Annotated in this window: 27 protein-coding genes; 14 read left to right on the top strand and 13 right to left on the bottom strand. The window is 68.4% G+C overall.

The window, feature by feature from the left end:
* Positions 1 to 19: 19 nt before the first annotated feature.
* Complete coding sequence (locus BLV57_RS38230; protein WP_091298358.1) at positions 20 to 946, bottom strand: LysR family transcriptional regulator; 927 nt, start codon at positions 944 to 946, stop codon at positions 20 to 22.
* Positions 947 to 1,017: 71 nt separating this feature from the next.
* On the opposite strand from BLV57_RS38230, the gene BLV57_RS38225 reads away from it, so the two are divergent.
* Positions 1,018 to 1,851 carry an SDR family NAD(P)-dependent oxidoreductase gene (locus BLV57_RS38225; RefSeq protein ID WP_091298355.1) on the top strand — a complete coding sequence of 278 codons (834 nt, stop codon included), beginning with the start codon at positions 1,018 to 1,020 and terminating at the stop codon, positions 1,849 to 1,851.
* Here BLV57_RS38225 and BLV57_RS38220 read toward each other — a convergent pair.
* A complete protein-coding gene (locus BLV57_RS38220; RefSeq protein WP_091298353.1) occupies positions 1,848 to 2,570 on the bottom strand; it encodes a LysR family transcriptional regulator substrate-binding protein in 723 nt (240 codons plus the stop codon). The two genes, BLV57_RS38225 and BLV57_RS38220, sit on opposite strands and share 4 nt — an antisense overlap.
* Positions 2,571 to 2,617: 47 nt before the next feature.
* On the opposite strand from BLV57_RS38220, the gene BLV57_RS38215 reads away from it, so the two are divergent.
* From BLV57_RS38215 to BLV57_RS38200, 4 genes are read left to right on the top strand one after another with little or no spacing between them, the layout of a single operon-like run.
* Positions 2,618 to 2,995 carry a DUF5997 family protein gene (locus BLV57_RS38215; RefSeq protein WP_176968995.1) on the top strand — a complete coding sequence of 126 codons (378 nt, stop codon included), beginning with the start codon at positions 2,618 to 2,620 and terminating at the stop codon, positions 2,993 to 2,995.
* Positions 2,996 to 2,999: 4 nt separating this feature from the next.
* Positions 3,000 to 3,845 (top strand): alpha/beta fold hydrolase, encoded by an 846-nt coding sequence (locus BLV57_RS38210; protein ID WP_091298350.1) that lies wholly within the window; start codon positions 3,000 to 3,002, stop codon positions 3,843 to 3,845.
* The gene (locus BLV57_RS38205; protein ID WP_091298347.1) at positions 3,842 to 4,435 is read left to right on the top strand and encodes a DUF7711 family protein; all 594 of its coding nucleotides are present in this window, start codon (positions 3,842 to 3,844) and stop codon (positions 4,433 to 4,435) included. The genes BLV57_RS38210 and BLV57_RS38205 overlap by 4 nt, the downstream gene beginning before the upstream one ends.
* Before the next feature lie 51 nt (positions 4,436 to 4,486).
* Entirely contained in the window at positions 4,487 to 6,193 is a 1,707-nt protein-coding gene (locus tag BLV57_RS38200) for a plasmid pRiA4b ORF-3 family protein (protein WP_091298346.1), read from the top strand.
* Here BLV57_RS38200 and BLV57_RS38195 read toward each other — a convergent pair.
* From BLV57_RS38195 to BLV57_RS38150, 10 genes are all read right to left on the bottom strand, one after another.
* A complete protein-coding gene (locus tag BLV57_RS38195) occupies positions 6,190 to 8,145 on the bottom strand; it encodes a UvrD-helicase domain-containing protein (protein ID WP_091298343.1) in 1,956 nt (651 codons plus the stop codon). The genes BLV57_RS38200 and BLV57_RS38195 overlap by 4 nt on opposite strands.
* Before the next feature lie 84 nt (positions 8,146 to 8,229).
* On the bottom strand, positions 8,230 to 8,874 hold the full coding sequence (locus BLV57_RS38190; RefSeq protein WP_091298342.1) for a response regulator: 645 nt from the start codon (positions 8,872 to 8,874) through the stop codon (positions 8,230 to 8,232).
* Positions 8,871 to 10,004: a sensor histidine kinase gene (locus BLV57_RS38185; RefSeq protein ID WP_091298339.1), complete on the bottom strand. Its 1,134-nt coding sequence runs from the start codon at positions 10,002 to 10,004 to the stop codon at positions 8,871 to 8,873. Before BLV57_RS38185 ends, BLV57_RS38190 begins: the two co-directional genes overlap by 4 nt.
* Positions 10,005 to 10,041: 37 nt before the next feature.
* Positions 10,042 to 10,740 (bottom strand): hypothetical protein, encoded by a 699-nt coding sequence (locus tag BLV57_RS38180; protein ID WP_091298338.1) that lies wholly within the window; start codon positions 10,738 to 10,740, stop codon positions 10,042 to 10,044.
* Complete coding sequence (locus BLV57_RS38175; RefSeq protein ID WP_245757688.1) at positions 10,737 to 11,651, bottom strand: ATP-binding cassette domain-containing protein; 915 nt, start codon at positions 11,649 to 11,651, stop codon at positions 10,737 to 10,739. Before BLV57_RS38175 ends, BLV57_RS38180 begins: the two co-directional genes overlap by 4 nt.
* Positions 11,648 to 11,896, bottom strand: coding sequence for a PLDc N-terminal domain-containing protein (locus BLV57_RS38170; protein ID WP_091298335.1), 249 nt, complete (start codon positions 11,894 to 11,896; stop codon positions 11,648 to 11,650). Before BLV57_RS38170 ends, BLV57_RS38175 begins: the two co-directional genes overlap by 4 nt.
* Positions 11,897 to 12,004: 108 nt before the next feature.
* The gene (locus BLV57_RS38165) at positions 12,005 to 12,796 is read right to left on the bottom strand and encodes a helix-turn-helix domain-containing GNAT family N-acetyltransferase (RefSeq protein ID WP_091298332.1); all 792 of its coding nucleotides are present in this window, start codon (positions 12,794 to 12,796) and stop codon (positions 12,005 to 12,007) included.
* Between the two features lie 12 nt (positions 12,797 to 12,808).
* A complete protein-coding gene (locus BLV57_RS38160; protein ID WP_091298330.1) occupies positions 12,809 to 13,219 on the bottom strand; it encodes an arsenate reductase ArsC in 411 nt (136 codons plus the stop codon).
* Entirely contained in the window at positions 13,209 to 14,255 is a 1,047-nt protein-coding gene (gene arsB / locus BLV57_RS38155; RefSeq protein WP_218134972.1) for an ACR3 family arsenite efflux transporter, read from the bottom strand. Before arsB ends, BLV57_RS38160 begins: the two co-directional genes overlap by 11 nt.
* Complete coding sequence (locus BLV57_RS38150; protein ID WP_091298327.1) at positions 14,252 to 14,596, bottom strand: ArsR/SmtB family transcription factor; 345 nt, start codon at positions 14,594 to 14,596, stop codon at positions 14,252 to 14,254. The genes arsB and BLV57_RS38150 overlap by 4 nt, the downstream gene beginning before the upstream one ends.
* 71 nt (positions 14,597 to 14,667) lie before the next feature.
* On the opposite strand from BLV57_RS38150, the gene BLV57_RS38145 reads away from it, so the two are divergent.
* The 4 genes from BLV57_RS38145 (at position 14,668) to BLV57_RS43070 (ending at position 16,975) form a co-directional block, all read left to right on the top strand.
* Positions 14,668 to 15,060: an ArsI/CadI family heavy metal resistance metalloenzyme gene (locus BLV57_RS38145; RefSeq protein ID WP_091298325.1), complete on the top strand. Its 393-nt coding sequence runs from the start codon at positions 14,668 to 14,670 to the stop codon at positions 15,058 to 15,060.
* A gap of 50 nt (positions 15,061 to 15,110) precedes the next feature.
* Positions 15,111 to 15,656, top strand: a complete 546-nt coding sequence (locus BLV57_RS38140; protein ID WP_091298322.1) for a DUF6000 family protein — start codon at positions 15,111 to 15,113, stop codon at positions 15,654 to 15,656.
* Between the two features lie 324 nt (positions 15,657 to 15,980).
* Positions 15,981 to 16,550 (top strand): hypothetical protein, encoded by a 570-nt coding sequence (locus BLV57_RS43075; RefSeq protein WP_143047258.1) that lies wholly within the window; start codon positions 15,981 to 15,983, stop codon positions 16,548 to 16,550.
* A gap of 35 nt (positions 16,551 to 16,585) precedes the next feature.
* Positions 16,586 to 16,975 carry a hypothetical protein gene (locus BLV57_RS43070; RefSeq protein ID WP_143047257.1) on the top strand — a complete coding sequence of 130 codons (390 nt, stop codon included), beginning with the start codon at positions 16,586 to 16,588 and terminating at the stop codon, positions 16,973 to 16,975.
* Positions 16,976 to 17,744: 769 nt separating this feature from the next.
* Here BLV57_RS43070 and BLV57_RS38130 read toward each other — a convergent pair.
* On the bottom strand, positions 17,745 to 18,419 hold the full coding sequence (locus tag BLV57_RS38130; protein WP_091298316.1) for an MBL fold metallo-hydrolase: 675 nt from the start codon (positions 18,417 to 18,419) through the stop codon (positions 17,745 to 17,747).
* A 100-nt stretch (positions 18,420 to 18,519) separates the two neighbouring features.
* Here BLV57_RS38130 and BLV57_RS38125 point away from each other — a divergent pair, with 100 nt between their 5' ends.
* From BLV57_RS38125 to BLV57_RS38105, 5 genes are all read left to right on the top strand, one after another.
* Positions 18,520 to 19,761 (top strand): acyltransferase family protein, encoded by a 1,242-nt coding sequence (locus BLV57_RS38125; RefSeq protein ID WP_091298314.1) that lies wholly within the window; start codon positions 18,520 to 18,522, stop codon positions 19,759 to 19,761.
* A 56-nt stretch (positions 19,762 to 19,817) separates the two neighbouring features.
* Positions 19,818 to 22,676, top strand: a complete 2,859-nt coding sequence (gene uvrA / locus BLV57_RS38120) for an excinuclease ABC subunit UvrA (RefSeq protein ID WP_091298311.1) — start codon at positions 19,818 to 19,820, stop codon at positions 22,674 to 22,676.
* A gap of 263 nt (positions 22,677 to 22,939) precedes the next feature.
* Positions 22,940 to 23,479 carry a sigma-70 family RNA polymerase sigma factor gene (locus BLV57_RS38115; protein WP_245757686.1) on the top strand — a complete coding sequence of 180 codons (540 nt, stop codon included), beginning with the start codon at positions 22,940 to 22,942 and terminating at the stop codon, positions 23,477 to 23,479.
* Positions 23,476 to 24,186, top strand: coding sequence for an anti-sigma factor family protein (locus tag BLV57_RS38110; protein WP_091298305.1), 711 nt, complete (start codon positions 23,476 to 23,478; stop codon positions 24,184 to 24,186). The genes BLV57_RS38115 and BLV57_RS38110 overlap by 4 nt, the downstream gene beginning before the upstream one ends.
* Positions 24,183 to 24,626 carry an SRPBCC family protein gene (locus BLV57_RS38105; protein ID WP_091298304.1) on the top strand — a complete coding sequence of 148 codons (444 nt, stop codon included), beginning with the start codon at positions 24,183 to 24,185 and terminating at the stop codon, positions 24,624 to 24,626. Before BLV57_RS38110 ends, BLV57_RS38105 begins: the two co-directional genes overlap by 4 nt.
* Positions 24,627 to 24,643: the final 17 nt, after the last annotated feature.

The following is a 24,643-nucleotide window of genomic DNA, read 5'->3' as shown; positions in this document are numbered from 1 at the left end:
GCCGATCCTTGCGCGTCCCTCAGAACGGGACGGTCGCGGGTGCCGTCGCCGCTGTCCGCAATGCCTCGATGACACGGAGTGTGGGCTCGGGCAAGCGTTGCGGCACATGGGCCAGCACGGCGCGGCGCCGTTCTTCGGGACCGCCGCGCACCGCGAGCACGCGCACGCCGGGTGGCACCACGGCCGCGAGGTCCGACGGCACGGTCGTGAAGCCGAAGCCGGCCGCCACCAGGTGCAGTTTGGTGAGCCAGTCGTGCGCGGTGTGCGTGATGTCCGGTCGCTCGTCGACGCCGGGCCAGACGCCGAGCTGCGGCTCGTCGCCCGCCGTGCGCCCGGCGATCCACTGCTGTCCCCGAAGTGCTGCGATGTCGACAGAATCGTTGGCCGCCAAAGGATGCGCCGACGGCACCGCCACGCACAGGTTCCGCTCGGCCAGCGTTTCGACCGTCAGCGCCGGGGTTTCGGCGTCCGGTGCGCGGAACGGGGGCGCCGAGCCGAGCACCGCGAGGTCGAGCGTGCCCGCGCGCAGTGCGCGGATGAGCACGGGCGTGCCGCCGGTGCGGCTCACGACCGTGACACCGGGATGGGTGCGGCGCAGCACCGTCAGCGCGCGGGGGAGCAGGACGGCGCCCGCGGTGGGGTAGAGGCCGAGCCGGACCGTGCCGGTCGCGTCGGGCAGGCCGCGCAGCTCGCGGTCGGCGGCGTCGATCTCGGCGAGCACGGCCGCCGCGTGCCGGAGCACCACCTGGCCGGCCGCGGTGGGCCGCACGCCTTCGCGGCGGCGTTCGAAGATCGGCGCGCCCGCGGCCCGTTCGACGGCGGCGACCTGTCGGGACACGGCGGACTGGGTGTACCCCAGCGCGACGGCCGCCGCGCTGAACGTGCGGCGCTCGGCGATCTCGCGCACCACGCGGAGCCCGGCCAGCGACACGTCGGTGAAGTCCATGACATTTACGCATACCACAGATGCCGAAGTCTCGTTGGACGCATGGAAGGCACCTGCCTAGCGTTGACCGCATGAAACGCATCGCACTGGTCACCGGCGCCAACCAGGGCATCGGCTACGCGCTCGTCGCGGAACTCGCCGCCCGATGGTCACCTGACGACCTGGTCCTGCTCACCGGCCGCGACGCCGGGCGCGTCGCCGAAGCCGCCGCCTCCATCCACGGCGTCGCGCGTGTCGAAGGCCGGGTACTCGACGTCACCGACGCGGCGGCGATCGACAGCCTCGCGCGGGAACTCGGCGAGGTCGACGTCGTCGTGTCCAACGCGACCGCGCGGATGAGCCCCGAGCGGACCCAGGCCGGGCAGGCCGACGAGGTCATCGCCGTCTCGAACGGCGCCACCCACGCGATGCTCAGGTCGTTCGCCCCGGCACTGCGGCCGGGCGGCAGGCTGATCGTCGTCGCCAGCTCACTCGGCACCTTGGGCAACCTCGACGAGCGCCTGCACCCGCTGTTCGACGCGCCCTCGCTCGACGAGGTCGAGGCCATCGTCGAGGCGTGGCGCACCGCGATCCACGACGGCACGGCCGCCGGGCTCGGCTGGCCCGACTGGATCAACATCCCGTCGAAGGTCGCCCAGGTGGCAGCCATCCGGGCCGTCGCCCGCGAGCGGCGCGACCGTGACCTCGCCGACGGCACGCTGATCGCGGCCGTCTGCCCCGGCCTCGTCGACACGGCGACGTCACGGCCGTGGTTCGACGACTTCAGCCAGGCCCGCACGCCCGCGCAGGCGGCCTCGATCCTGCTCGACTACATACTCTCAGACCGCCCCGACACTTACGGCGAGATCGTCCGCGACGGCGAGATACTCCCGTGGCTCAGCGCCTCCGCGGCTCAGAGGGCTTAAGAACGGCGACGCGGCTTCCCGCGCTTCGGCGTCTGCTGACGGCCCTTGTTCGCTACGGGCTTGCCAGGACGCTTCGCCTTCGCCTTGGCCGGTGTCTTCTCAGGCGCGGGGCGTCCCCGGGTGCTGTTGACCGTCCGCCCGCGCACGATCCCGATGAACTGCTCCATCAGGTCGGACGTCTCGTCCTCCAGCCACGACAACGCGACGCGTGACTCCGGCGCGTCCGTGACGGGCCGGTAGGTGAGGTCCTTGCGGTGATGCAGCCGCGCGAGCGACTGCGGGACGACCAGCAGCCCGACCCCGGCCGCCACCAGCTCGATGGCGTCCGCTGTCGTTTCGGGACGCTCGATCGCGGGCTGGCCGGGCAGCTTTTCCCAGGCGAGCGTGTCGTCGAGGGGGTGCAGCACGACGGCGTCGGCCAGGTCCTCGGTGGACACCTCGTCGGCGGCGGCCACGAGATGGTCCTTGGGCACCACGACCACGGTCGTCTCGGTGTAGAGCGGGATCGCGTGCAGGCCCTCGCGGTCGATCGGCAGCCGCAGGAGCGCCGCGTCGGCCGTGCGGTCGCGGATCCGGCCCTCGGCCTCGGCTGGCCCGGCCTGGGTGAGGTGGAGCGGCACCTCGGGCAGGCGTTCGGCCCAGGTCCGCACCCACTTGGCCGGCGTCACGCCGGGGACGTACGCGAGGGTGAACGATGCAGGTACGTCCGAGCCGGTCACGAGGCCAGATTACCGGGCGTGATCGGGCGCTCGTTACCCTGGACGCCATGACGTCGCAGAAAACGCCCCAGACGATGAAGCCCGCGACCGCGGCGAAGAAGCTGGGTGTGTACCTCGAAGCCACCCCCGGTGAGTTCCAGGAGGGGGTCGTCTCCCGCGACGAGCTGAACGCGCTGCAGGCCGACCCGCCCGAGTGGCTGCGCGACCTGCGCCGCAACGGCCCGCACCCGCGCCCGGTGATGGCGGCCAAGCTGGGCATCTCCATCGGTGGCCTCGCGCGCGCCGGCATCACCGACCCGCTCACCACCGAGCAGATCGAAGCGCTCAAGGCGGAAAAGCCCGAGTGGCTGGAGCGTGAGCGCGCCACCCAGGCCGAGGTCCGCAAGGAAACGGTGCGCGCCAAGGAAAAGAACGCCCGGTCCTGACGCCGTGCCCGCCTTCACCGCGTTCGACGGAACGAACCTCGCCTTCACCGTCTTCGGCGACGGCGACCCGCTGGTCTGCCTGCCGGGCGGCCCGATGCAGGACGCCGACTACCTCGGTGACCTCGGCGGCCTGTCGGAGCGCTTCCAGCTGATCCTGCTCGACCCCCGCGGCACCGGCGAGTCGGCGATCCCGTCCAGCCTGACGTCGTACCGCTGCGATCGCCAGGTCGACGACGTCGAAGCGCTGCGTGAGCACCTGGGCCTCGACCGGCTGAACCTCTTCGCGCACTCCGCGGGCGCGAACCTCGCCGTGCTGTACGCGGCCCGGTACCCCGAGCGGGTCGCCAAGCTCGTGCTGGCGACACCGAGCACCCACGCGCTCGGCATCATGGTCACGCCGGGGGACCGGCGCGCCGCGGTCGGCCTCCGCTCCGGCGAACCCTGGTTCGGCGCCGCGTCGGAGGCCTTCGAGCGGGTCAACGCGGGCGGCGCCACGAACAGCGACTGGGACGCGCTCGCCCCGTTCACCTACGCCCGCTGGGACGCCACGACGCAGGCCCATCACGCCAGGGGCGAGACCCACCGCAACGAGCGTGCCGCGATCCTCTTCGGCGCCAAGGGGGCTTTCAACCCCGAGGCCACCCGCGAAATGCTGGCCGCTTTCGACGCGCCGGTCCTCGTGCTGGCGGGGGAGTTCGACGTGAACAGCCCGCCGCGTGTCGTGGCCGAGCTCGCCGACGCGTTCCCCAATTCGACGCTCGTGCTGCAGACCGGCGTCGCCCACTGCCCGTGGCTCGACGACCCGGCCGGGTTCGGCAGGACCGTCACCGGCTTCCTGGAAAGCCGATGAAGCGGTCGACCGCGATCCGTCACCTGCGTGACCTCGCGGAGGCCGCCGGATCACCGGCGGCCGGGTTCGCCCTGCCGGTCACCGAGCTGTGGGCGGCGGGGACGCTCGTCGGCGCCCCGCGCGACGACGTCGACCATGCGACCGTCGCGGTCGTCGTCGACCTGCCCGTCGCCGACGTGCCCTGGCTGACCAGGCCGAACGGCGCCGACCACTGGGCGAACCTCACGCGCGTGGCGAAGGTGCCGGTGCGGGTGCTGTGGCGCTCCGCGCACGCGCCCGTGTGGAACCACGAGATCGACCGGCCCGTGTTGTTCTGGGACCGGGAAACCGGACTCGCCGACGACATCCTGCGTGCGCTGAGCGACGGGCGCGGCGAAGACGTCCGGCTCGATGCCCCCTCGCCCGAGGAACTCCGCGCTCGCATTCAAGCGGACCTCGAGGTGAGCCTGAACGCGTTGCGTGCGCGTACCAAGGCTTACGAGGACCGCAGGTGGGCGCCGGGCAAGCTCACGGCGGTGTCCGATGCGCTGTGGGAAGCCAGCCACGGCTATTTCGATCTGCTCGACGCCCTCAGCCGGGCGAGGTCGTGAGTGGTACGGCCGGTTAGAACCGGCCGGAACACTCACGACTAGGCTGGCGCGATGTCCGAGCTGGAGTCAGCACTCGAATCGCTCGCATCAGCCGCCCGTGCTTGCCCCGCGCTCGTCACCGCTCAGGCGCTGGCCGAATGGGTCGGCACAGGCAAAGAGGTCACCACGCGGGGAGTGCTGAAACCAGCCGCCGCCATCGAGGCCTGCGATCTGCTAGGCATCAAGACGCACTCTCGCAAGCCGCGTAGCGCGCTGGACATCAGCGAGCTGATGATGGTGTGGTCGGCGGCGTCCGCTGCCGGGTTCATCGAGGTCTCTCGCGCGAAAGTCATGCCTGGGCCTGCCTTGCGGCCGTGGCTGGGGAAGGCCAATGACACCGCGCTCGCCATCTGGCTCGACTGTGTACTGAGGTGCCTTTCGCTTTCGGGTGAAAGCGCCGGGAACGACGTTGAGAGCTTGATCGCGCTCGCGACCCTCCATGAACGTGGCGGTGTTGTTTCGCTCGGCGATCTGGGTGCCGATCTCGCGGAGGTGATCGGCGATCCAGACAGTGAATGCCCGTGCCCGGAATGTGCTTCGCAGGACGGCACGGCGGCCTTCTACGTGGCTCAGGACCTGAGTGAATTCGGTATCGCGGTCGTACGGAAGGAGATCGCCGAGCTGACGCCGCTCGGCCGGTGGCTCACCGACTTCTTGTTCCGCATCAGTGCCCCGCCCGCCGACGCCGATGTCACTGTCGTGATCAGCGAACTCACCACGCTCCCCAGCCAGGTGGTCATGCTGATGGCTCGCCCATGGCTGGAGCGCCGCGATCCGGCGGCGGCCGCCAATGAACTGCTCGCCGCCGCGGAGGTGGTGTCCGGCCAGGAACGCCTCACCGCCCTCACCCTGGCCCGTGGGTGCGGCAAAGCGGCGGAGACCGCCTGGCGAGAGTGGGCGGCCAAGGATGGTATCGGTGCGTACGCCCGAATTTGGCTGGCCGAGCAGGACGATGCCGACCCTGCCGACGCCGACCTGGCATGGACGACCGCGGACACGCTGGCCGTCGTGCTGGATACCTTCCCGACAGGCCTCGCTGAGTTGCCCGCGCTCCTGAGGGAGCAGCTCGGCGCCGAGCTGGATGACGTACTGGCACAACTCGAAGACTCTGCGCATCCGGCCGCGCCCAGGCTCACCGAGCTGCTGGAGAGCGGCTCAGGGCGGCGCGATCGCGTCCAGGCCGACTACCAGGTCAAGGTGCAGCTGCTCGGCGTGAGTAAGCCGCCGGTGTGGCGGCGCCTGCGGTTGTCCGCCGACATCCGCCTCGATCGGCTCCATGACGTGGTTCAGGCCGCGATGGGTTGGGATGATTCGCACCTGCACGTTTTCTCCGACGGCGAGCGCGAGTACGGGTTCCCCGATCCCGAGCTCGGCCACTTCGACGAACGAAACGTGCGGCTGTCCCAGGTGATCAGCGATGTCGGCGAGCATCTCGAGTACACCTACGATTTCGGTGACGACTGGGAACACCGCATTACCTTGGAGAAGGTCCTGCCTGCCAGTCTCAGCAGCACCAGGGCTTTCTGTACGGGCGGTAAGGGAGCCTGCCCGCCCGAAGACTGTGGTGGCGACTGGGGGTACGCGCGGCTGAAGGCGACGTTGGCCGACCCGGAGGCCGAGGAACACGCCGACCTGCTCGAATGGCTGGGTCTGACCTCAGGTGACGAGTTCGATGCCGGCCTGTTTTCCGCCGAGGAGGTCAATCGCCGTCTCGGCTAGCCGTCGGTGACGGTGCCCCACCACAGGAAGTCGCGGGCGCGGGTGGCCGCGACCAGTGACTGACGGCCACGCAGCTCGGCCGACTCCTCTTCCGCCGCTTTCCCGATCGGCTCGCGGTGCGGAAACTGGACGACGAAAACGGCTTGGAAGTCCAGACCCTTGGCCCGGTGCACTGTGCCGATCTTCAGCTTGTCGTCGGACTCGCCCGTGTACTCGTCGAGCGGCAACCACGGAATCCCGGCTTCGCGCACCAGCTTCGTGCACTGAACGAGCGCGCGGCGATGGAACACGATCAGCGCCGTCTGCCCGAGCGGGACGGTGAGTCCCTTGAGCTGCGCGGGAAGTTCGGCGCGGAGGTCATCAAGAGAGCCGCGCCACGTCCGGCTTTCGCCGCCTGAGTTGGCGGACTCGGCGTCGAGCAGCGCGATTCCCCGATCGCCGTCGAGATCATCGACCTCGTTCGTCGCGTCGAAGCGCTGGGCGAACGAGAGCACCTCGGTGCGGTTGCGATAGTTCACGCGCAGCACTTCGCCACGGCCCTGGATGGGGATACCGGCATCGGACAGCCGCCAGCCGCCTGGATAGACCTGCTGCTGGCCATCGCCGACCAGCAGCAGGCGGTTCGGCCCGTCGCCCGCGAGCCGGTTGAGCAGGCGCAGGCCCAGCAGCGTGATGTCCTGGACCTCGTCGACCACGACGGCCGCGTAGCGCTCGGGCAGTGGGCGCGCGGTGAGTTCGTCGAGCGCGATGCTGATCATGTCGTTGTGGTCGTGCAGGTTCTTCTCGGCCAGTTTCTCTTGGTATGCCTCGAAAAACCGCCAGACCAGTTCCTTTTGGTTGGGGCCGAGCCGCAGGACCCGGCCCTTGCGGGGAGCTTTGACGTAGTCGTCCAGCGTCGTGATGCCCCGGCCCTTGATGACGCGATCGATCTCGGTGCGCCAATAGTCCGCGGACGGCTCCAGCGGCTCGAGCACTTCGCGGTGAGCCGACCACGCCAGGCTGAAAGCCGTCGTGACCTGTGCCGAGTTGACCTTCACGCTCTTGCCGCGTTCGTCGAGCAGCCGCCGCAGCCAGGCATGCAGGTGGATGAACTCGACGCGGTCGGCGACTTCCGGCGCCAGCCTGCGGAACGACGCCTCGTTGACGGCGGGCAGGGTGCGCACGAACGTGGTGAACAGCAGCGGGCCGGTGGATCGCCTGGCCAAGTGCCGGAGCCGGTGGAGCGCGACCACGGTCTTGCCGGTGCCCGCGGGGCCGCTGATCCTGGCGGGTCCGTTGTAGTGGCGCGACACGATGGCCTGCTGCTGCGGATGCAGGAACGTGAGCCAGGCGTCGAACGGCCGCAGCTGCGCGGCGCTGATCTGGTCCGCCGTGAGGTCTTCTTCGGCCAGCAGCCCAGCGGTGTCCCGGTCGGGTTTGGCCATGCCGATCTTCATCGGGAGGTATTCGCCCAGCCGCTCGCCCGCCTGCTTGGCGATGATCTCTATCTGCCGCCGGGTCAGATGCACCGCGTCACGCTGGAAGAGCTTGCGCAGATCGGATTCCGCGAGCGTCCAATATGGACCGAGGCCGCGTGGCTCCCGCCCGTTCCCGGCGCCCGGCACGACAAGCACGAAATGAATCGACGTGCCGTGGAGAACCTGTCCCCGATAGTCACGGATACCGGCGCAGCGTTCCTCCGCGTGCCGCATCACCGACTGGAACGCGGCTTCGCCGGGCGGGTTTTCGGCGATCATCACGGCGAACACGCCCGTGGGGCCGATGACGAACGCGTCCGCCTTGGTCTCGTCGGGCAGGCGGCGATGCGCCAGCAGATGCCAGGCGCCCGTGGTGCGTGCCAGCATCGCGGTGAGCACCCTGCGCCGGAACGAATCCAGGGCCGGAAACGCCGCGGCCAGCAGCTTCACCGACTCCTGGTCGGCGACCCTCATCGCGTGCCTGCTCAGGTTCACGCACCCTCCCCGTCGTGACGACCAGTGGCTGTCGTCACCCAAGGTACGCGGTCTCCGGAGCTCACCCGGATGTCGTATCGTCCGTCAGGCCAAGCCGCCGTCATGCGCGAGAATGGCCACCTGGGTCCGGTTCGCCGCCCCGAGCTTCGCCATGATGTGTCCGATGTGGACTTTCACGGTGGATTCGCTCAGCAGCAGCGTTTTCGCGATCTCCCCGTTGCTCAGTCCTTGGCCGATGTGGGCGGCGACGTCGCGCTCGCGAGGTGTCAGCTCGGCCAGCTTGGCACGGGCGAGTTCGCCGGTGGCGCCGGTCGCGAAGTTCGCGAGCAGCCGTTTGGTGATGCGCGGCGACAGCATCGCTTCGCCGCGCGCGACCACCCGGATCGCGTTGATCAGCTCCTTGGGCGGGGTGTGCTTGAGCAGGAACCCGGACGCGCCGTGCCGCAGCGCCGCGTAGACGTACTCGTCGACGTCGAACGTCGTCAGGATGACCACGGCGGGCGCCGACGGGCGCGCGGTGAGGCGCCGGGTGACCTCGATGCCGTCCACCTCGGGCATCTGGACGTCGGTGAGCACGACGTCCGGGCGGTAGCGGTCGGTCAGCTCGACCACGCGCGCGCCGTCGGTGTCCTCGGCGACGACCTCGATGTCGTCCGCGGACTCGAGGATCATCCGGATGCCGCCGCGGACCAGCTCCTCGTCTTCGAGCAGGAGCACCTTGACCGTCATTTCGCCTCTCCGAGCGGGAACCGCGCGAGCACCCGGAACCGGTCGCCGACCCGTCCCGCTTCCAGTGCGCCGCCGGTCAGTTCGACGCGCTCACGCATGCCGACCAGGCCGTAGCCGGAACCGGGGACGCCTGCCGAGCGCGGGGTGAGCCGGTTGGTCACCTCGACGTCGAGCCTGCCGTCTCCGGTTGCCAGTCGCACTTCGACGGCGGCGTGCGGCGCGTGCTTGGCGGCGTTCGTCAACGACTCCTGCACCACGCGATACACCGCGCGGCCGACCTGGTCCGGCACGTCCGGCAGTGGGTCCGGCATCCGCAGCTCGACCAGCGCGCCGGTCGCGACGACCTCTTCCACCAGTGCTTCGAGCGAGGCGAGCGCGCCCTCACCGGACCGTGTCGGCGTCGCCGCGTCCTCGTCGCGCAGCACACGCAGGATGTCGCGAAGCTCCTCGAGCGCGGTGGCGCTGACCGCCCGGATCGTCTCGGCCGCCCGCTCGGTTCGCTCGTCCGTGGCCAGCACGGACAGCGCGCCCGCCTGCAGCGCGACCGCGGTGACCCGGTGCGCGACGACGTCGTGCATCTCCCGCGCGATCCGGCGCCGCTCGGCGAAGACGGCCTGGTCGGCGAGGAGGGTGCGCGTGCGTTCGGCCTCCTCCGCCCGCTCGCGCAGCACCGCGAGCAGCGCGGCGCGCTGGTGCATCCACAGCCCGGCGAGCACCGGGCCGACCACGATCATGGCGAGCGCGATGGCCGCGGCGGTCGGCTCGAACGGGCCTCGGAACAGCTGGGGGAGGACCGTGGTCAGCAGGGTCACCAGCGCCGCGATGCCGGTGAGCACGCTGATCCCGCGTTTGGCCGCGACGGAGTACAGCGCGATCATCAGCGGCAGCAACGTGACGTCGGCGGCCAGGGCGGCCGCCGAGATCAGCAGCACGACGAACGGCCACCGCCGGCGAGCGAGCAGCGCCAGGCCCGAGCCGATCACGGCCGGGACATGGAAAGCCGGGTGCGGATCGGCCGGATCACCGCTGGCCAGCGAGAACGCGATGGCCGCGGCGGCGACGGCCACGTCGAGCGCGAGCAGGCTCGCCCGGCCGTCCCACCAGGCGAGCCACCGCTTCCCGCGTTCCACCGTGCCCAGGCTAGGGCCGTCGAGCCGATGCCGCCGCTCAGGTGTCACGGCGAGCCAGGGTGAACTTCGTCGCCGTGAGCGCCACCGCGACCAGCGCGGCGAACACCAGCGCCCCGGTCCAGCCCGGTGTGCCGGTGGACAGCAAGGCCGTACCGTTGAACGGCAACGCGGTGAGCGGCACCTTCACCACCGTGCCCAAGATGGTCTCGGCGACCAGCGCCCAGACGGCGAACAAGCCGACACCGGCCGCCGTGTGCCGCAGCAGCCCGCCGAGCGCCACCCCGGCCAGTCCGGAAAGGACGGTCAGCGGCACGACCCCGCCCGCCGCCACCGCGGCACGCGCGGCGTCCGACGGCAACGTCCCGCCACCGGCCAGAACCCCAGCCCCGGCAAGCAGGACCATCAGCACTCCGGCCGCCAGCCCGAGCCCGCCGGTCACCATCGCACGCGCGGCGACGATCCGCCCCGGCGCGCGCACGACCAGCCGCGTGATCGCGATCGTCCCGTGCTGATAGTCCAGCCCGAACGCGCACACCCCGACGGCGGCCACCAGCAGCGCGCCCAGCCGAGCCGTCAGCCCGAACGAGGACACGAACGCGTCCAGGTCACCGAGATCCCGTTTGAGCCCCCAATAGAGACCGGACGCGAACTGCACGACCCCCGCGCTCACCAGCAGCACCCACGTCGACCGCAGCGACCGCACCCGAAACCATTCATAAGCCAACGCCTTGTTCACGAAGTCGCTCCCCGATGCCGGACCGAGCCCGCGGTCGCCGCCAAAAACGCCTCTTCAAGCCCACTCCGCCGCACGAACAGCTCCCGCACCGCGACACCCGCGCGCGCCGCCACCTCGGCGACGACCTCGGTGTCCGCGGTCCCGACCACGAGTTCGCCCGGCTGCTCCTGGCTGACCCGCAGCCCGGTGCGCGTCAACGCCACCTGCAACGCGGCGGCCTGCGCCGTGCGCACCACGACATCGCTGAACGAATGCCGTTCGACGAACTCCGTCATCGGCCCGGCCGAAAGCAGCCTGCCGTCCCCGATCACGATCAGGTCATCGGCGAGCTGGGACATCTCCCCGAGCAGATGCGAGGACGCGAAGACCGTCCGCCCCTCCGCGGCCAGTCCGCGCAGGAACCGCCGAATCCACCGCACCCCCTCGGGATCGAGCCCGTTGGCGGGCTCGTCGAGTATCAGGTACTCGGGATCGCCGAGCAGCGCCGCGGCCAGCCCGAGACGCTGCTTCATGCCGAGGCTGAACTGACCGGCGGCCTTGTCCGCCACCGATTCGAGCCCGACGATGGCCAGGACCTCGTGCACCCGTGACGCGGACAGCCCGCCCCCGGCGGCGATCATCCGCAGATGGGCCGCCGCCGTCCGCGCCGGATGCACGGCGCCTGCCTCCAGGAAGACCCCGACTGTCCTCAGTGGATCGTCCAGTTGTGCGTAGGTACGCCCGCCGAACGTCGTCTGTCCACCGCCATGCGCAAGCCCGAGCATCAGCTTGATGGCCGTCGACTTCCCAGCGCCATTAGGGCCGAGAAACCCGGTCACCACGCCCGGCCGCACGGCGAACGAGAGATTCTCGACCCCGCCGCCGTTGCGATACCGCTTGTCCAGCCCGGCGGCGACGATCGCGGCGCTCACGCCCGCACCTGCCGGTAGGCGTTCCCCTTGCCGACGATGAACCACAGCAGGGAGCCGAGGAAGGGGGCGCAGAACGCGAAGATCACCCAGACCAGCTTCATCCCGCCGCTGAGCGGCGAGCCCAGAATGCTGATCAGCGCACCGAGGAACAGCAGCGCGAAGGCGAGGATGACGGCGATGATCAGCCCGCCTGCGATCCAGGCCTCCGGCCGAGCCTGCGTGGCGAGTAGGTGGACGGCGTGCATCGGATTCTCCTTGGCGTCTGTCCGAAGTGGTGTTTCCAGACTGGCCGCTAGGGGAGACCCGGACATCAGAAGATCGTCGAGAGTCGTATAGGCGGAAAGTAGTAGTCGTCAGCTACGGCGTTCCACGAGGACGACGTCACGCCAGCGCCCGTGGTGAGCGCCGATTCGCTGCCGGATACCGACCTCCCGGAACCCGGCGCGCCGGTGAAGCGCACGGCTGGCGGTGTTCTCCGGGAAGATTCCACTTTGGATGGTCCAGATTCCATCGGCTTCGGTCGAAGCGATGAGACGGTCCAACAGCGCGATGCCGACACCGCGGCCGTGCGCACCGGGATCGACATAGACACTGTGCTCGACGACACCGGCGTAAACGCAGCGCGAGGACACCGGGGTGACCGCGACCCAGCCGAGCACGCGATCGCCGTCGTCGAGCGCGACGAACCGATGCGACGGCAGGCGTGTGGCGTCCCAGGTGGCCCAGTCGGGCGCGGTGGTTTCGAAGCTGGCCTCACCGGTGTCGAGCCCGGCTTGGTAGATGGCGAGGATGGCGTCGGCGTGCTCGTCGGTCGCCGGGACGATCCGGAGGTCCGAGTTGGCGGCGCGGGGTGCCGAGCGTCTCATGACGGCGTCGGCCGCGGACGGGAAGTCGGCGACGCACCGCTGATTGACCTGGTACAGCCGGGCGGTGCCCTGCGGTTCGGCCAGCACGAACCCGGCTTCGGTGAGGATCTTCAGGTGCGCCGAGACCGTCGACTGCCCGACCTCGACCTGCTCGACGATCCGCCCGACGGTCATCGGCGCGCCGGCGGCGGCGAGCAGGTTCAGGATCTGCACGCGGGTGGGGTCCGCGAGCGCGCGAAACCAGCCTGCGTAGGTCTGAGCGGACTCTCTATCCAGCACCCCGGCCTCCTTCTATCGTTCATCGACGATAGACGATAGCTCGCCGAGAAGCGACCGAACGCGCTGGTCGATGTCATCCCGGATGGCCCGAACGGCGTCGACGCCCTGCCCGGCGGGGTCGTCGAGCTGCCAGTCGAGATAACGCTTGCCAGGGAAGACGGGGCAGGCGTCCCCGCAGCCCATGGTGATGACGACGTCTGAGGCTTCGACCGCGTCGCTGGTGAGGCGTTTCGGCAGTTCGCGCGAGACGTCGATGCCGAGTTCGGCCATGACCGCGACGACGGCCGGGTTGACGGACTCGGCGGGTGCGGACCCGGCGGACCGGACGCGGACACGACCTTGGGCGTGATGGTGCAGCAGCGCGGCGGCCATCTGCGACCGGCCGGCGTTGTGGACGCAGACGAACAGGACTTCAGGAATCATGGGAACTCCGGGTTCGCAGTGCCAGCGAGACATAGACGAGTCCGACGAGGACGGGGACTTCGATGAGCGGGCCGACCACGCCGGCGAGCGCTTGGCCGCTGCTGGCGCCGAAAGTGGCGATAGCGACGGCGATGGCGAGTTCGAAGTTGTTGCCCGCGGCGGTGAAGGCGAGCGTGGTGGTGCGGGCGTAGCCGAGCCCGGCCGCCGTACCGAGCAGATAGGCGCCTGCCCACATGATCGCGAAGTAGGCGAGCAGCGGCAGCGCGATCCGCGCTACGTCCACGGGCCTGTCGGTGATCTGGGCGCCTTGCAGCGCGAAGAGGAGCACGATGGTGAACAACAGCCCGTAGAGCGCGGCCGGGCCGACGCGGGGCAGGAAGGCCGTCTCGTACCACTCTCGGCCGCGAGCACGTTCACCGAATCGGCGAGTCAGATAGCCCGCCAGCAAAGGGATTCCGAGGAAGATCAGGGTGCTTTTCGCGATCTGCCAGCCGGAGACGGTGAGATCCGCTTGCGGCAGGCCGAGCCAGCCGGGCAGTACGGCGAGGTAGAACCAGCCGAGCACGCCGAACATGAGCACCTGGAACACCGAATTGAGTGCGACGAGCACGGCGGCCGCTTCGCGGTCGCCGCAGGCCAGGTCGTTCCAGATGATGACCATCGCGATGCAGCGGGCGAGCCCGACGATGATCAGGCCGGTGCGGTACTCGGGCAGGTCGGGCAGTAGCAGCCAAGCCAGCGCGAACATCAACGCCGGGCCCGCGATCCAGTTCAGCGCCAGCGACGTCCACAGCAGACGTTTGTCGCGGGTGACCGTGCCGAGGCGGTCGTAGCGGACCTTCGCCAGCACCGGGTACATCATCATCAGCAGTCCCAGTGCGATCGGCAGCGAGATCCCGTCGACCGTCACCGCGCCCAAAACGTCCCCGAGTCCCGGGACGAGACGCCCGGCGAGCAGCCCGCCGGCCATCGCGGCGCCGATCCACACCGGCAGCAGCCGGTCCACTGTGGACAACCTGGTGACAGTGGCGGTCACGCGGTCACCAGTACCGCGGCCAGCCGGGCGAGCACCTCCGGATGCACCCGGTAGTACACCCACGTGCCACGCCGTTCCCCGCTGATCAGCCCGGCTTCCCGCAGCACCTTCAAGTGGTGCGAGATGGTCGGCCCGCTCAGCTCGAACGCGTCGGTCAGCTCGCAGACGCAGGTCTCGCCACCCTCGCGGGAGGCGATCATCGACAGCAACCGCAGCCGCACCGGGTCGGCCATCGCCTTGAACAGCCGCGAGAGTTCGACGGCCTGTTCTTCGCTCAACGGGTCGCGCGCCAGTGGCGAACAGCAGGCGTCCAGCGCGGCGATCGGCAGTTGCTTCGACATGTATCTATCTTGACAGACATCTAAGTAGAGAGCAATCTAATTAGACATCCATCTATTCAAGGAGGAAGACCATGTCCCGAGTACAGCTCGCGCTGCGCGTGGGAGACCTGCAGGGCTCGATCGACTTCTACTCGAAGCTCTTCGGCGTCGAGCCCGCGAAACTGCGGCCCGGCTACGCGAACTTCGCCATCGCCGAGCCCCCGCTCAAGCTCGTTCTCCTCGAAGGCGAGCCTGGCCAGGCCACGGTCATGGACCACCTCGGCGTCGAGGTCGACTCGACCGACCAGGTCAGCGCCGCCAGCGCGCGTCTCACCGGCGAGGGGCTGGACACGCTGACCGAAGACAACACGACCTGTTGCTACGCGGTGCAGGACAAGGTCTGGGTGCACGGCCCCGGCAAGGAACCCTGGGAGGTCTACACGGTCAAGGCCGACTCGGAGACGTTCAGCGCCACCTGCTGCTGACTTTGAGGTTTTCCCGGGTGTGAGGGAAGGTTTCGGCAGATACTGCGGGCATGGACTACGTGACTCACGGCGAAGGCGTCGGTCGCTACCTGAAGCTCCTGCACGGAAACTTCGCCGGGCTGCCCGAGCCGGAACGCGCCACGTTCCTCGCCGATCTGGCGGAGGCGGCCACGCTGATCACCGACGCCGAACTCGCATCCCTGCTCGCTGGTGGCTGGCGAGAGCGGATCACCGCGGGCTGGCTGATCGGCGTGGACCGCCGCGGCCAGTTCCGCGACCGCCTCGCGGAACTGTTGCTGGAGAGCGCAGTCTGCTTCGCGGGCCAGAGCTACTGCTTCGCCTTCGCCTGCCTGGGCACGTCGGCGGACGCCGAGGTCCTCGCGGCTTACTTGGAGACCTATCTGCCTCGGACGGATCTCCAATACGACCAGGATTGGGCTTTCGGTGCGCTGCAGCACATCGACGCGGGACTGGGCTCTGGCTATGCGGCCCGGTTCACGCAAGGGCTTTGGCAGTCATGGGCGGCGAAGTACCGAGCCGATGCCGCTGATCACAAGAATCGGATCGATCTCCTGTGCTCGCTCGTTGCGGCCTGAGGAGCGGCGGGTGTGGCGTTGGTCGAGTCGGTCAAGCGTTGCTGCGGCTTCTCGGCCGGTGTTCCGAGGGCGCTTGCTACGTGCGAACCCCGATCTCGAAACCTTCGCGTGGACCCGCGCTGTGAGCCTTCCGCCAAGCCTCCGTCTCGGGTGAAGTCGCCAGGCGACGGCTACTCGGCTTGTAGATCGTGCGTTTCCTGAACAGCCGCAGCTGATTTGCTCTTTTTCGACCTTGTCCATTTTGTTGCAGTCGACGGCGTAACAGATTGGATGTGGCACTCGTCCAGGTAGTAGGTGAAGTGCTATGGAGGGAGCGGGGGAAAAATGCGTGCCGAGATTCGAGTGAGTCATAAAATGACTGACGATGATCACGTTCACCGTGCCCTCGTTGGGAAGTTTGGGCATGATGATCGTGAGGTGCTGAAGCGCAGTCCTATTTTCAAGTCTCGAAAGTGGGAGCGCGTGGTATCGTTTGCTCATGAGCACCCCGACTATCGAATAATCTGCTATCAGAGCAGTAATGATGAGCTTCAGATCAATGTTGAGGCGATCAACGGCAACATTCTTTCTGCGGCTGAGTCGGTTTGGCGATCCGTAAAACGCGCATTCGATGGCTCCTCTCCGGTGCTGTCCGATGCCCGCCTGCTTGACGGCGATTCAAATCGCGAGCTTCTGCATGGCAGGACAGGGTTGGTCAGTGAGTTCAAGCGTCGGGACACCCTGCTTCCGGTATCCGGTGCATTCTTCGCCTTGGTGTACTTCGTAGTCAGTCTCTCGGTATTTGAGCAACCATTTGGTGCAGTCGGTGGTGCGCTCGTCGGTGCCGCCGTGGGGCTCGTCGCGATGCTCTTGGCGGTGACTGATGCCCGCAGAGGGGCGATTCGGTGGAACTAGCCATACATTCGGGGGACCGATCGGGAGATGGAGCTATGTCGGAAGACGCCATTGCACATGAGATCGCGATATCTCTTGGCGAAAACAATTGGATAGTTGCGGAAGGGCGAGGCGAACAAGGTGTCATCGGTCCTGATCTGGTGGTCGAAGACCCAGCGGGACGTGCGTACCTCATAGAAGTCAAGTCGGGGCAAGGTGTCACTCATTTCAGCCAGATCGCTCAGGTTGAGAGCATGGCGGCCGATCGGCTCCAGCAAGGCGATGATCCTCGGCAGGTGCAGCCTGTCCTCGTGACCAACATGGCAGTTTCCGAGCGCATTGGGGCCATGGCTGAAACCGTTGGTGTGGAGATCGTCGAGGTGCACGGCTCGCCAGAGGAGATCGGTGTAGCCGTTGCTCGGCAGCTGAGTCAGCCCGCTGAATAGAAACTCAAGCGAAGGCACTGGATCCATTCGACTCGACGTTTCGCAATTGGATGGCTGGTCGGGGCGTCGCGCCGCTACCCGTGTGGGCGGGGCTGACAGTTGAACGCAAGGCTTCTGTAGTTCAAAAGCATCTCGGAGGTGAAACGGATAGAAGCGAAGATATCACCACGCAAGCGCTAAGTACCGAGTCGGTCACAAGCGTCTCGGACAGTCCGATCGGCTGACGGGTCTGAGCACTCGGCGGCGCCCTCGCTGCGCGGCCTGGCCCGGGCGAGCTTGCGCGTGTCGGGGCGAGTGGTGACTTTGCTGCATCTGACGGAGCGGAGTTACCACTCGCGCAAGTCGATCGCATCTGAGCTACCGCAGGCCAGGGGCTCGTGAGTGTTGCGGGCGGTTCTGACCCAATGCCGGGTAGTTAAGGCTTGGCTTGCGTTGTCAATCGGCGCGCGAAACCCGAGTTTGGGCCAGTGCGTGGCCTAAACTCGGGTTCGCGAAGGCCGGGCCACCGCCAGTGGCCCGATCGCAAGCCGGTCAACGTCTACATGGCACCCAAGTCGCCGACTTTTGCCCCGCTATGTCGTATTTGACTGCTTTTCGGGGTGGGGGTGGACGTAGTGAGCGGGGCGTATGCGTCGTTCAGTGTTGTGAACGCCCCGTTCGCAACGTTCAGCCGGCCCTGAGGCAGCCGCCGAGCGGCAGGCTTGACCAACCGGCCCGATCCTTAACTACCCGGCATTGGGTTCTAACCGGCCGGAACACTCACGAGTCCTTACCAGCCGCGTTCGCGCCACTCGTCCAAGTGCGGCCGCTCCGCGCCCAGCGTCGTGTCGTCCCCATGCCCCGGATAGACCCAGGTCTCATCCGGCAGCACCCCGAAGATCCGCTCCGTAACGTCACCGATCAGCGACGCGAAATCCTCCGGATTGGTGGTCCGCCCCACGCCACCCGGGAACAGGGAGTCGCCCGTGAACAGGTGCGGCGAGCCCGTCGGGTCCCGGTACAGCAGCGCGATCGAACCGGGCGTGTGCCCGCGCAGGTGGATGATCTCCAGGTCGCACTCGCCGACCTTGAGCGTGTCGCCGTGCTCGACCAGGAAGTCCGGCGGGATCGGGAGCACCGAGGCGTCGAGGGGGTGCGCCGCGGTGTTCGCACCGTTCGCACCGGCGACCGCGCCCAGTGCCTGCCAGTGATCGCCGTGCTGGTGGGTGGTGACGACCGTGCGCAGCGCGGGGCGGTCGGGACCGTGGCCGATGACGTCGGAGATGCGCTCCGGGTCATTGGCGGCGTCGATCAGGAGCGCCTCGTTGGTGCGGAGGCAGACCAGCAGGTACGCGTTGTTGTCCATCGGGCCGACCGACAGCTTGGTGATCGTCAGTTCGGGCAGTGCGCGGACGGCGGCTGGGCCGCCCGGCTCGACGTGGCCGGTGTAGTTCACCTGCCACACCGTAGTCGTTTCACTCCAACCAGTTCTACCCGCACAACTTGGTCACAGGTTGGCCACGTACGCTCGGGGTTCCCCGACCCCGATCACCCTCAGGACGAACGTGGCGAACTCCCCAAAGCCGACAGCCCGGCGCCTCAGTTGGGATGTCATCAGGGTGGTCGCCGTCCTCTCGGTCGTGCTCGGGCACATCACGCACCAGTCGAAGATCATGCATCCGGAGCTCGCGGGGTACCCGTTCACCGTGCCCGTGCAGTTCGGCGCGGCGATCCTGCTGGTCGTCTCGGCGTACTTCGCGTGCGCGACGCTGCGTAAGGACAAGCCGGGGCGGTGGCTGTTCAAAAAGGTGAGCCGAGTGCTGCCCGGGTACCTGATCGCCGTGCTGATCACCTACGTGACCATGCGGATCGCGGCGGCCGCGTTCAGCGGGCAGCGGCTGCACAGCGGGCTGAGTGGGTTCCTGTTCGATCCGGCGATCGGGTCGCCGACCACGGACGCGCCGTGGTACCTGCCCAATGGGCTCGACCTGTACGCCAACATCTTCATGATCCAGGGCTGGTCGACGGACTTCAACTACCTCGACGGCTCGTACTGGACGCTGCCGGTGCAGATCATGGCGTTCACCGCCGCCGCGCTGCTCTTCCCGCGCAAGTGGCGGACGGACAAGACCATGGTCGCGCTGATCTGGGCGATGCTGGCCGTTCCGCTGCTCATCCGGTTCGTGATCTTCACCCCGACGAACACGCCGAGCTGGGCGGTCACCGCGATCTTCGGGCTGGGGCTGCACCGGGTGCACGCGTTCGCCATCGGGATCGCCATCTACCTGTGGACGAAGAACCGGCTCAAGACCTGGCACCTCGGGCTCCTGCTGGCCAGCGCGGTCGTCGCGCAGGACCTGCACATGTTCCCGCTGCACTACGCGACCGCGATCGACCCGCAGCGGCTGCCTTCGGTGGCCGGGTTCGGCGTGATGCTCCTCGCGATGTGCGCGGCGGCGAAAGGCCCTGACTGGACGTGGCTGCGGCCACTCGCCCGGCCGATCAAATGGCTGGCCGGTATCTCTTTCGGGTTGTATCTGGTGCACCAGGAGCTCGGCTACATGCTGGCCAGGGCCCTGCGCGACCTCGGCGCGACACCGTGGGAGAGACTGGTACTCGTGCTGGCCGCGGCGATCGTGGCCGGCTGGCTGCTGACGGTGCTCGTCGAACGCCCGGCGTACCGCCTGCTCACGAGGGAACAAAAAGCTGCACCGCTCGCGTTGCCTCACCCGTCCCCACCGGTGGATGACCTGGTAGAGGGGCATGCGAAGACCGCGTCGCCGATTTCTGTCGGTGGTCCGTCCTAGCATGGGGTGGCGCTCCGCATGAGCGCTCCAAGACCGATTCTTGAAGGGACCCTGGCGTGGCTGATCGCCTTGTTGTTCGCGGCGCCCGCGAGCACAACCTCCGTGGGGTGGACCTCGACCTGCCCCGGGACAGCCTCATCGTTTTCACCGGCCTGTCCGGGTCCGGCAAGTCGAGCCTCGCGTTCGACACCATCTTCGCCGAAGGGCAGCGCCGCTACGTCGAGTCGCTGTCGGCCTACGCCCGCCAGTTCCTGGGTCAGATGGACAAGCCGGACGTCGACTTCATCGAGGGCCTCTCGCCCGCGGTGTCGATCGACCAGAAGTCCACCTCGCGCAACCCGCGCTCGACGGTGGGCACCATCACCGAGGTCTACGACTACCTGCGGCTTCTCTACGCGCGCGCCGGCAAGGCGCACTGCCCGAAGTGCGGCGAGCTGATCAGCAAGCAGACGCCGCAGCAGATCGTCGACCAGGTGCTCGAGATGGACGAGGGCATCAAGTTCCAGGTGCTCGCCCCGGTCGTGCGCGGCCGCAAGGGCGAGTACGCGGACCTGTTCGCGAACCTGCAGCAGCAGGGGTACGCCCGCGTGCTGGTCGACGGCACGGTCCATGCGCTGACCGACCCGCCGAAGCTGAAGAAGCAGGAAAAGCACGAGATCGGCGTCGTGATCGACCGGCTGAGCGTCAAGGCGAGCTCGCGGCAGCGGCTCACCGACTCGGTCGAGACGGCGCTGCGGCTCGCCGACGGCCTGGTCGAGCTGGACTTCGTCGACCTGGACGAGAACGACCCGCACCGCAAGCGCGGCTTCTCCGAGAACCTCGCCTGCCCGAACGGCCACCCGCTGGCCATCGAGGACCTCGAGCCCCGCTCGTTCTCCTTCAACTCGCCGTACGGCGCCTGCCCGGAGTGCACCGGCCTCGGCATCCGCAAGGAGGTCGACCCCGAGCTGGTCGTCCCGGACGACGAGCTCTCGCTCGGCGAGGGCGCCATCGCGCCCTGGGCGGGCGGCCAGAGCGCGGAGTACTTCATCCGCCTGCTCGAGTCGCTGTCGGAGACCATCGGCTTCCGCATGGACACCCCGTGGCGCAAGCTGCCAGCCAAGGCGCAGAAGGCCGTGCTGCACGGTGTCGACGAGCAGGTCCACGTCCGCTACAAGAACCGGTACGGCCGCCAGCGCTCGTACTACGCGAACTTCGAGGGCGTCATCCCGTTCCTGGAGCGGCGCCAGGAGCAGACCGAGTCCGAGTACATGCGCGAGCGGTACGAGGGCTACATGCGCGAGGTGCCGTGCCCGGCCTGCCAGGGCACTCGCCTCAAGCCGGAGATCCTCGCGGTCACGCTGGAGCACGCCACCAAGGGCGACCACTCGATCGCCGAGGTCTGTGCCCTGTCCATCGCCGAGGCCTCGGAGTTCCTCGACTCGCTGGTGCTCGGCACCCGCGAGAAGATGATCGCGGGCGCGGTGCTCAAGGAGATCCAGGCCCGCCTGCGCTTCCTGCTCGACGTCGGCCTCACCTACCTCTCGCTGGACCGCGCGTCCGGCACGCTGTCGGGCGGCGAGGCGCAGCGCATCCGGCTGGCGACGCAGATCGGCTCCGGGCTGGTCGGCGTGCTGTACGTGCTGGACGAGCCGTCGATCGGCCTGCACCAGCGCGACAACCACCGCCTGATCGAGACGCTGACCAGGCTGCGCGACCTCGGCAACACGCTGATCGTGGTCGAGCACGACGAGGACACCATCCGATCGAGCGACTGGGTGGTCGACATCGGCCCCGGCGCGGGTGAGCACGGCGGTCACATCGTCCACAGTGGACCGTACAAGAAACTGTTGCGCAACAAGGACTCGCTGACCGGGCTCTACCTCGCGGGCAAGCACAGGATCGAGGTGCCCGCCATCCGGCGCCCGGTCGACAAGAAGCGCCAGCTGACCGTCGTGGGCGCGCGCGAGCACAACCTGCGCGGGCTGGACGTGAGCTTCCCGCTCGGCTGCCTCGTCTCGGTCACCGGCGTCTCCGGCTCCGGCAAGTCGACGCTGGTCAACGACATCCTGGCCACCGTGCTGGCGAACAAGCTCAACGGCGCGCGCCAGGTGCCGGGCAGGCACACCCGGATCAACGGCCTCGGCGAGGTCGACAAGCTCGTCAGGGTCGACCAGTCGCCGATCGGCCGGACCCCGCGGTCCAACCCGGCCACCTACACCGGCGTGTGGGACCACGTGCGCAAGCTGTTCGCGTCCACCACCGAGGCGAAGGTCCGCGGCTACCAGCAGGGCCGGTTCTCGTTCAACGTCAAGGGCGGGCGCTGCGAGGCGTGCGCGGGCGACGGCACGATCAAGATCGAGATGAACTTCCTGCCGGACGTCTACGTCCCGTGTGAGGTCTGCAAGGGCGCCCGGTACAACCGCGAGACCCTCGAAGTCCACTACAAGGGCAAGACGGTCTCGGACATCCTCGACATGCCGATCGAGGAGGCCGCGGAGTTCTTCGAGCCGATCAAGGCCATCCACCGCCACCTGGCGACGCTGGTCGACGTCGGGCTCGGTTACGTGCGGCTCGGCCAGCCTGCGCCAACCCTGTCCGGCGGCGAGGCGCAGCGCGTCAAGCTGGCCAGCGAGCTGCAGAAGCGCTCGACCGGCAAGACGGTCTACATCCTCGACGAGCCGACCACCGGCCTGCACTTCGAGGACATCCGCAAGCTGCTCGGCGTCATCAACGGCCTGGTCGACAAGGGCAACTCGGTCATCGTGATCGAGCACAACCTCGACGTCATCAAGACCTCGGACTGGATCATCGACATGGGTCCGGAGGGTGGCTCCGGCGGCGGCACGCTCGTCGCGCAGGGCACGCCGGAGCAGGTCGCGGCCACCGAGGAGAGCTACACCGGCCAGTTCCTCAAGGAGATCCTGGCGCACTGAGGGAAATTTTCGTCAACGATTTGAACCGGTCGGGCAACCCGGTCGTGTGGGTGGTGTCATCAGGTCGCGCCGGCAGGGCGGACCTCGAAGCACCAGGAGGTCCCCATGACCGGTACCCGGACCGTGTTCGTCACGCGCACCGCTTTCGCTGACGGCTCGAAGGCGGGGCGCGGATGAGCGCATCTCTCGCTGGTGCGGCAACCTTCGGCGTCCGTGTTGCAGTACTGTCCTCGCCGACCAAGAACAGCGGCGAGAGGACGCGAGTGGCGATCGGAGGCTGGCGGCCCAAGCGGGCCAAGGGCGAAGACCTGATCCGGCACTTGTACGAGGAGCACGGCAGAAGCCTGCTGGCGTACGCCACCAGGCTGACCGGTGATCGGGCTGCCGCCGAGGACGTGGTGCAGGAGACATTGGTCAGGGCTTGGAAACACGCCGACGACCTGGAGAACGGCAAGGGCTCGGTCCGCGGGTGGCTGCTCACCGTGGCGCGGAACATCATCACCGACAAGGTGCGGGCGCGAGCTTCCCGTCCCCAGGAGGTCGAAGAGCCCGCCGAATCGCCCGCGACCACGAAGGACCACGCCCAGGGTGTGGTCGATTCGATGACCGTGCTGGGCGCGATGGACGGGCTTTCCCCGGAACACCGGGAAGTGCTCGTCGAGTTGTACTACCGGGGACACACCGTCACGGAGGCGGCCCAATCACTGGGCATCGCCGCTGGCACGGTGAAATCCCGGTCCTATTACGCACTACGGGCTCTCAGAGCCGTGATGCAGGGCAAAGGAACGGAGGCAGCGCGATGAGCGCGATTGATCACGATCACGCGCCGCTGGGCGCGTACGTTCTCGGAGCTTTGGACGAGAACGAAAGCCGCGAGTTCGAAGCCCATCTCGCCACCTGCGACGCCTGCCGTCGCGAAGCGGATGAACTGAACGAACTACGCGTACAGCTGGACGAGGTACCGCCGGAGGCGTTCCTCGACGGTCCCCCCGAGGGTGGTGACCTGCTGCTGCAGCGCACGCTGCGCAGCGTGCGGGCGGCGGAGGAGGCCCTGACCGGCACCCCGCGCCGTCCGAAGCGGTTCCTGGCGCTCGCCGGCGCGGCGGCGCTGGTCGTGGTGGCGCTGGGCGGCGGCGTGCTCGTCGGCAGGCAGACCGCGCCGGAGGGCACGAACCCGCCGGTGGCGATCCCGACGACTTCGGCGGTGCCCGGCACGAAGACGCTCGCCGGGACGGACGGCAGCGTGAAACTCGCCGCCACGGTGACACCGGCGGCGGGCTGGATCAGGGTGCACGCGAAGGTCGACGGCGTGCACGCTGGTGAGAAATGCCAGCTCATCGTCATGTCGAAGGCGGGAGAGGCGATCATCGCCGGCAGCTGGGTCGTCTCGGCCAAGGGTGAGAAGGACGGCACCGGGCTCGACGGGTCCGCGCTGGTGCCCGCCGATCAGGTCGCCTCAGTCGACGTGGTGACCACCGACGGGCGGAAGCTGGTGTCGGCCTCGGCATGAGGTCCTACCGGTTCCGGAGCACCTGGCTGGTGGCGGCGGCGCCGAACCTCGTGTTCGGCGCCGTCGTCGACCTGGCCGGGTATCCGGACTGGTGGCCGGACGTCCGCTCGGTACGCCGGATCGACGACGACACCGCGGAGCTGGTGTGCCGGGCGACGCTGCCGTTCGAGCTGGTCCTGCGCCTGCGGCGGGCCGTCGAGGACGAGTCGGCCGGGCGGATCAGGGTGGACCTCAGCGGTGACCTAGAAGGGTTCCTCGCCGGGCGGATCACCGATCTCGGCGGGACGACCAGGCTCGAGATCGTGCAGGAAGTGGTGGCGCACAAGCGGATCCTGCGACGCTTCGACCGCGTCGCCCGGCCTGTCTTCCGGGCGAACCACGCCTTGATGATGGGGCGTGGCCGCCGGGGACTCGTGGCTCATCTGACGAACGGGATTTAGCGGGCTTTATCCCAGAC

It is taken from the genome of Amycolatopsis xylanica, assembly GCF_900107045.1.
Lineage (GTDB): Bacteria > Actinomycetota > Actinomycetes > Mycobacteriales > Pseudonocardiaceae > Amycolatopsis > Amycolatopsis xylanica.
Note: the sequence above shows the minus strand (reverse complement) of the source record. Positions and strands in the feature narration are given on the sequence as shown.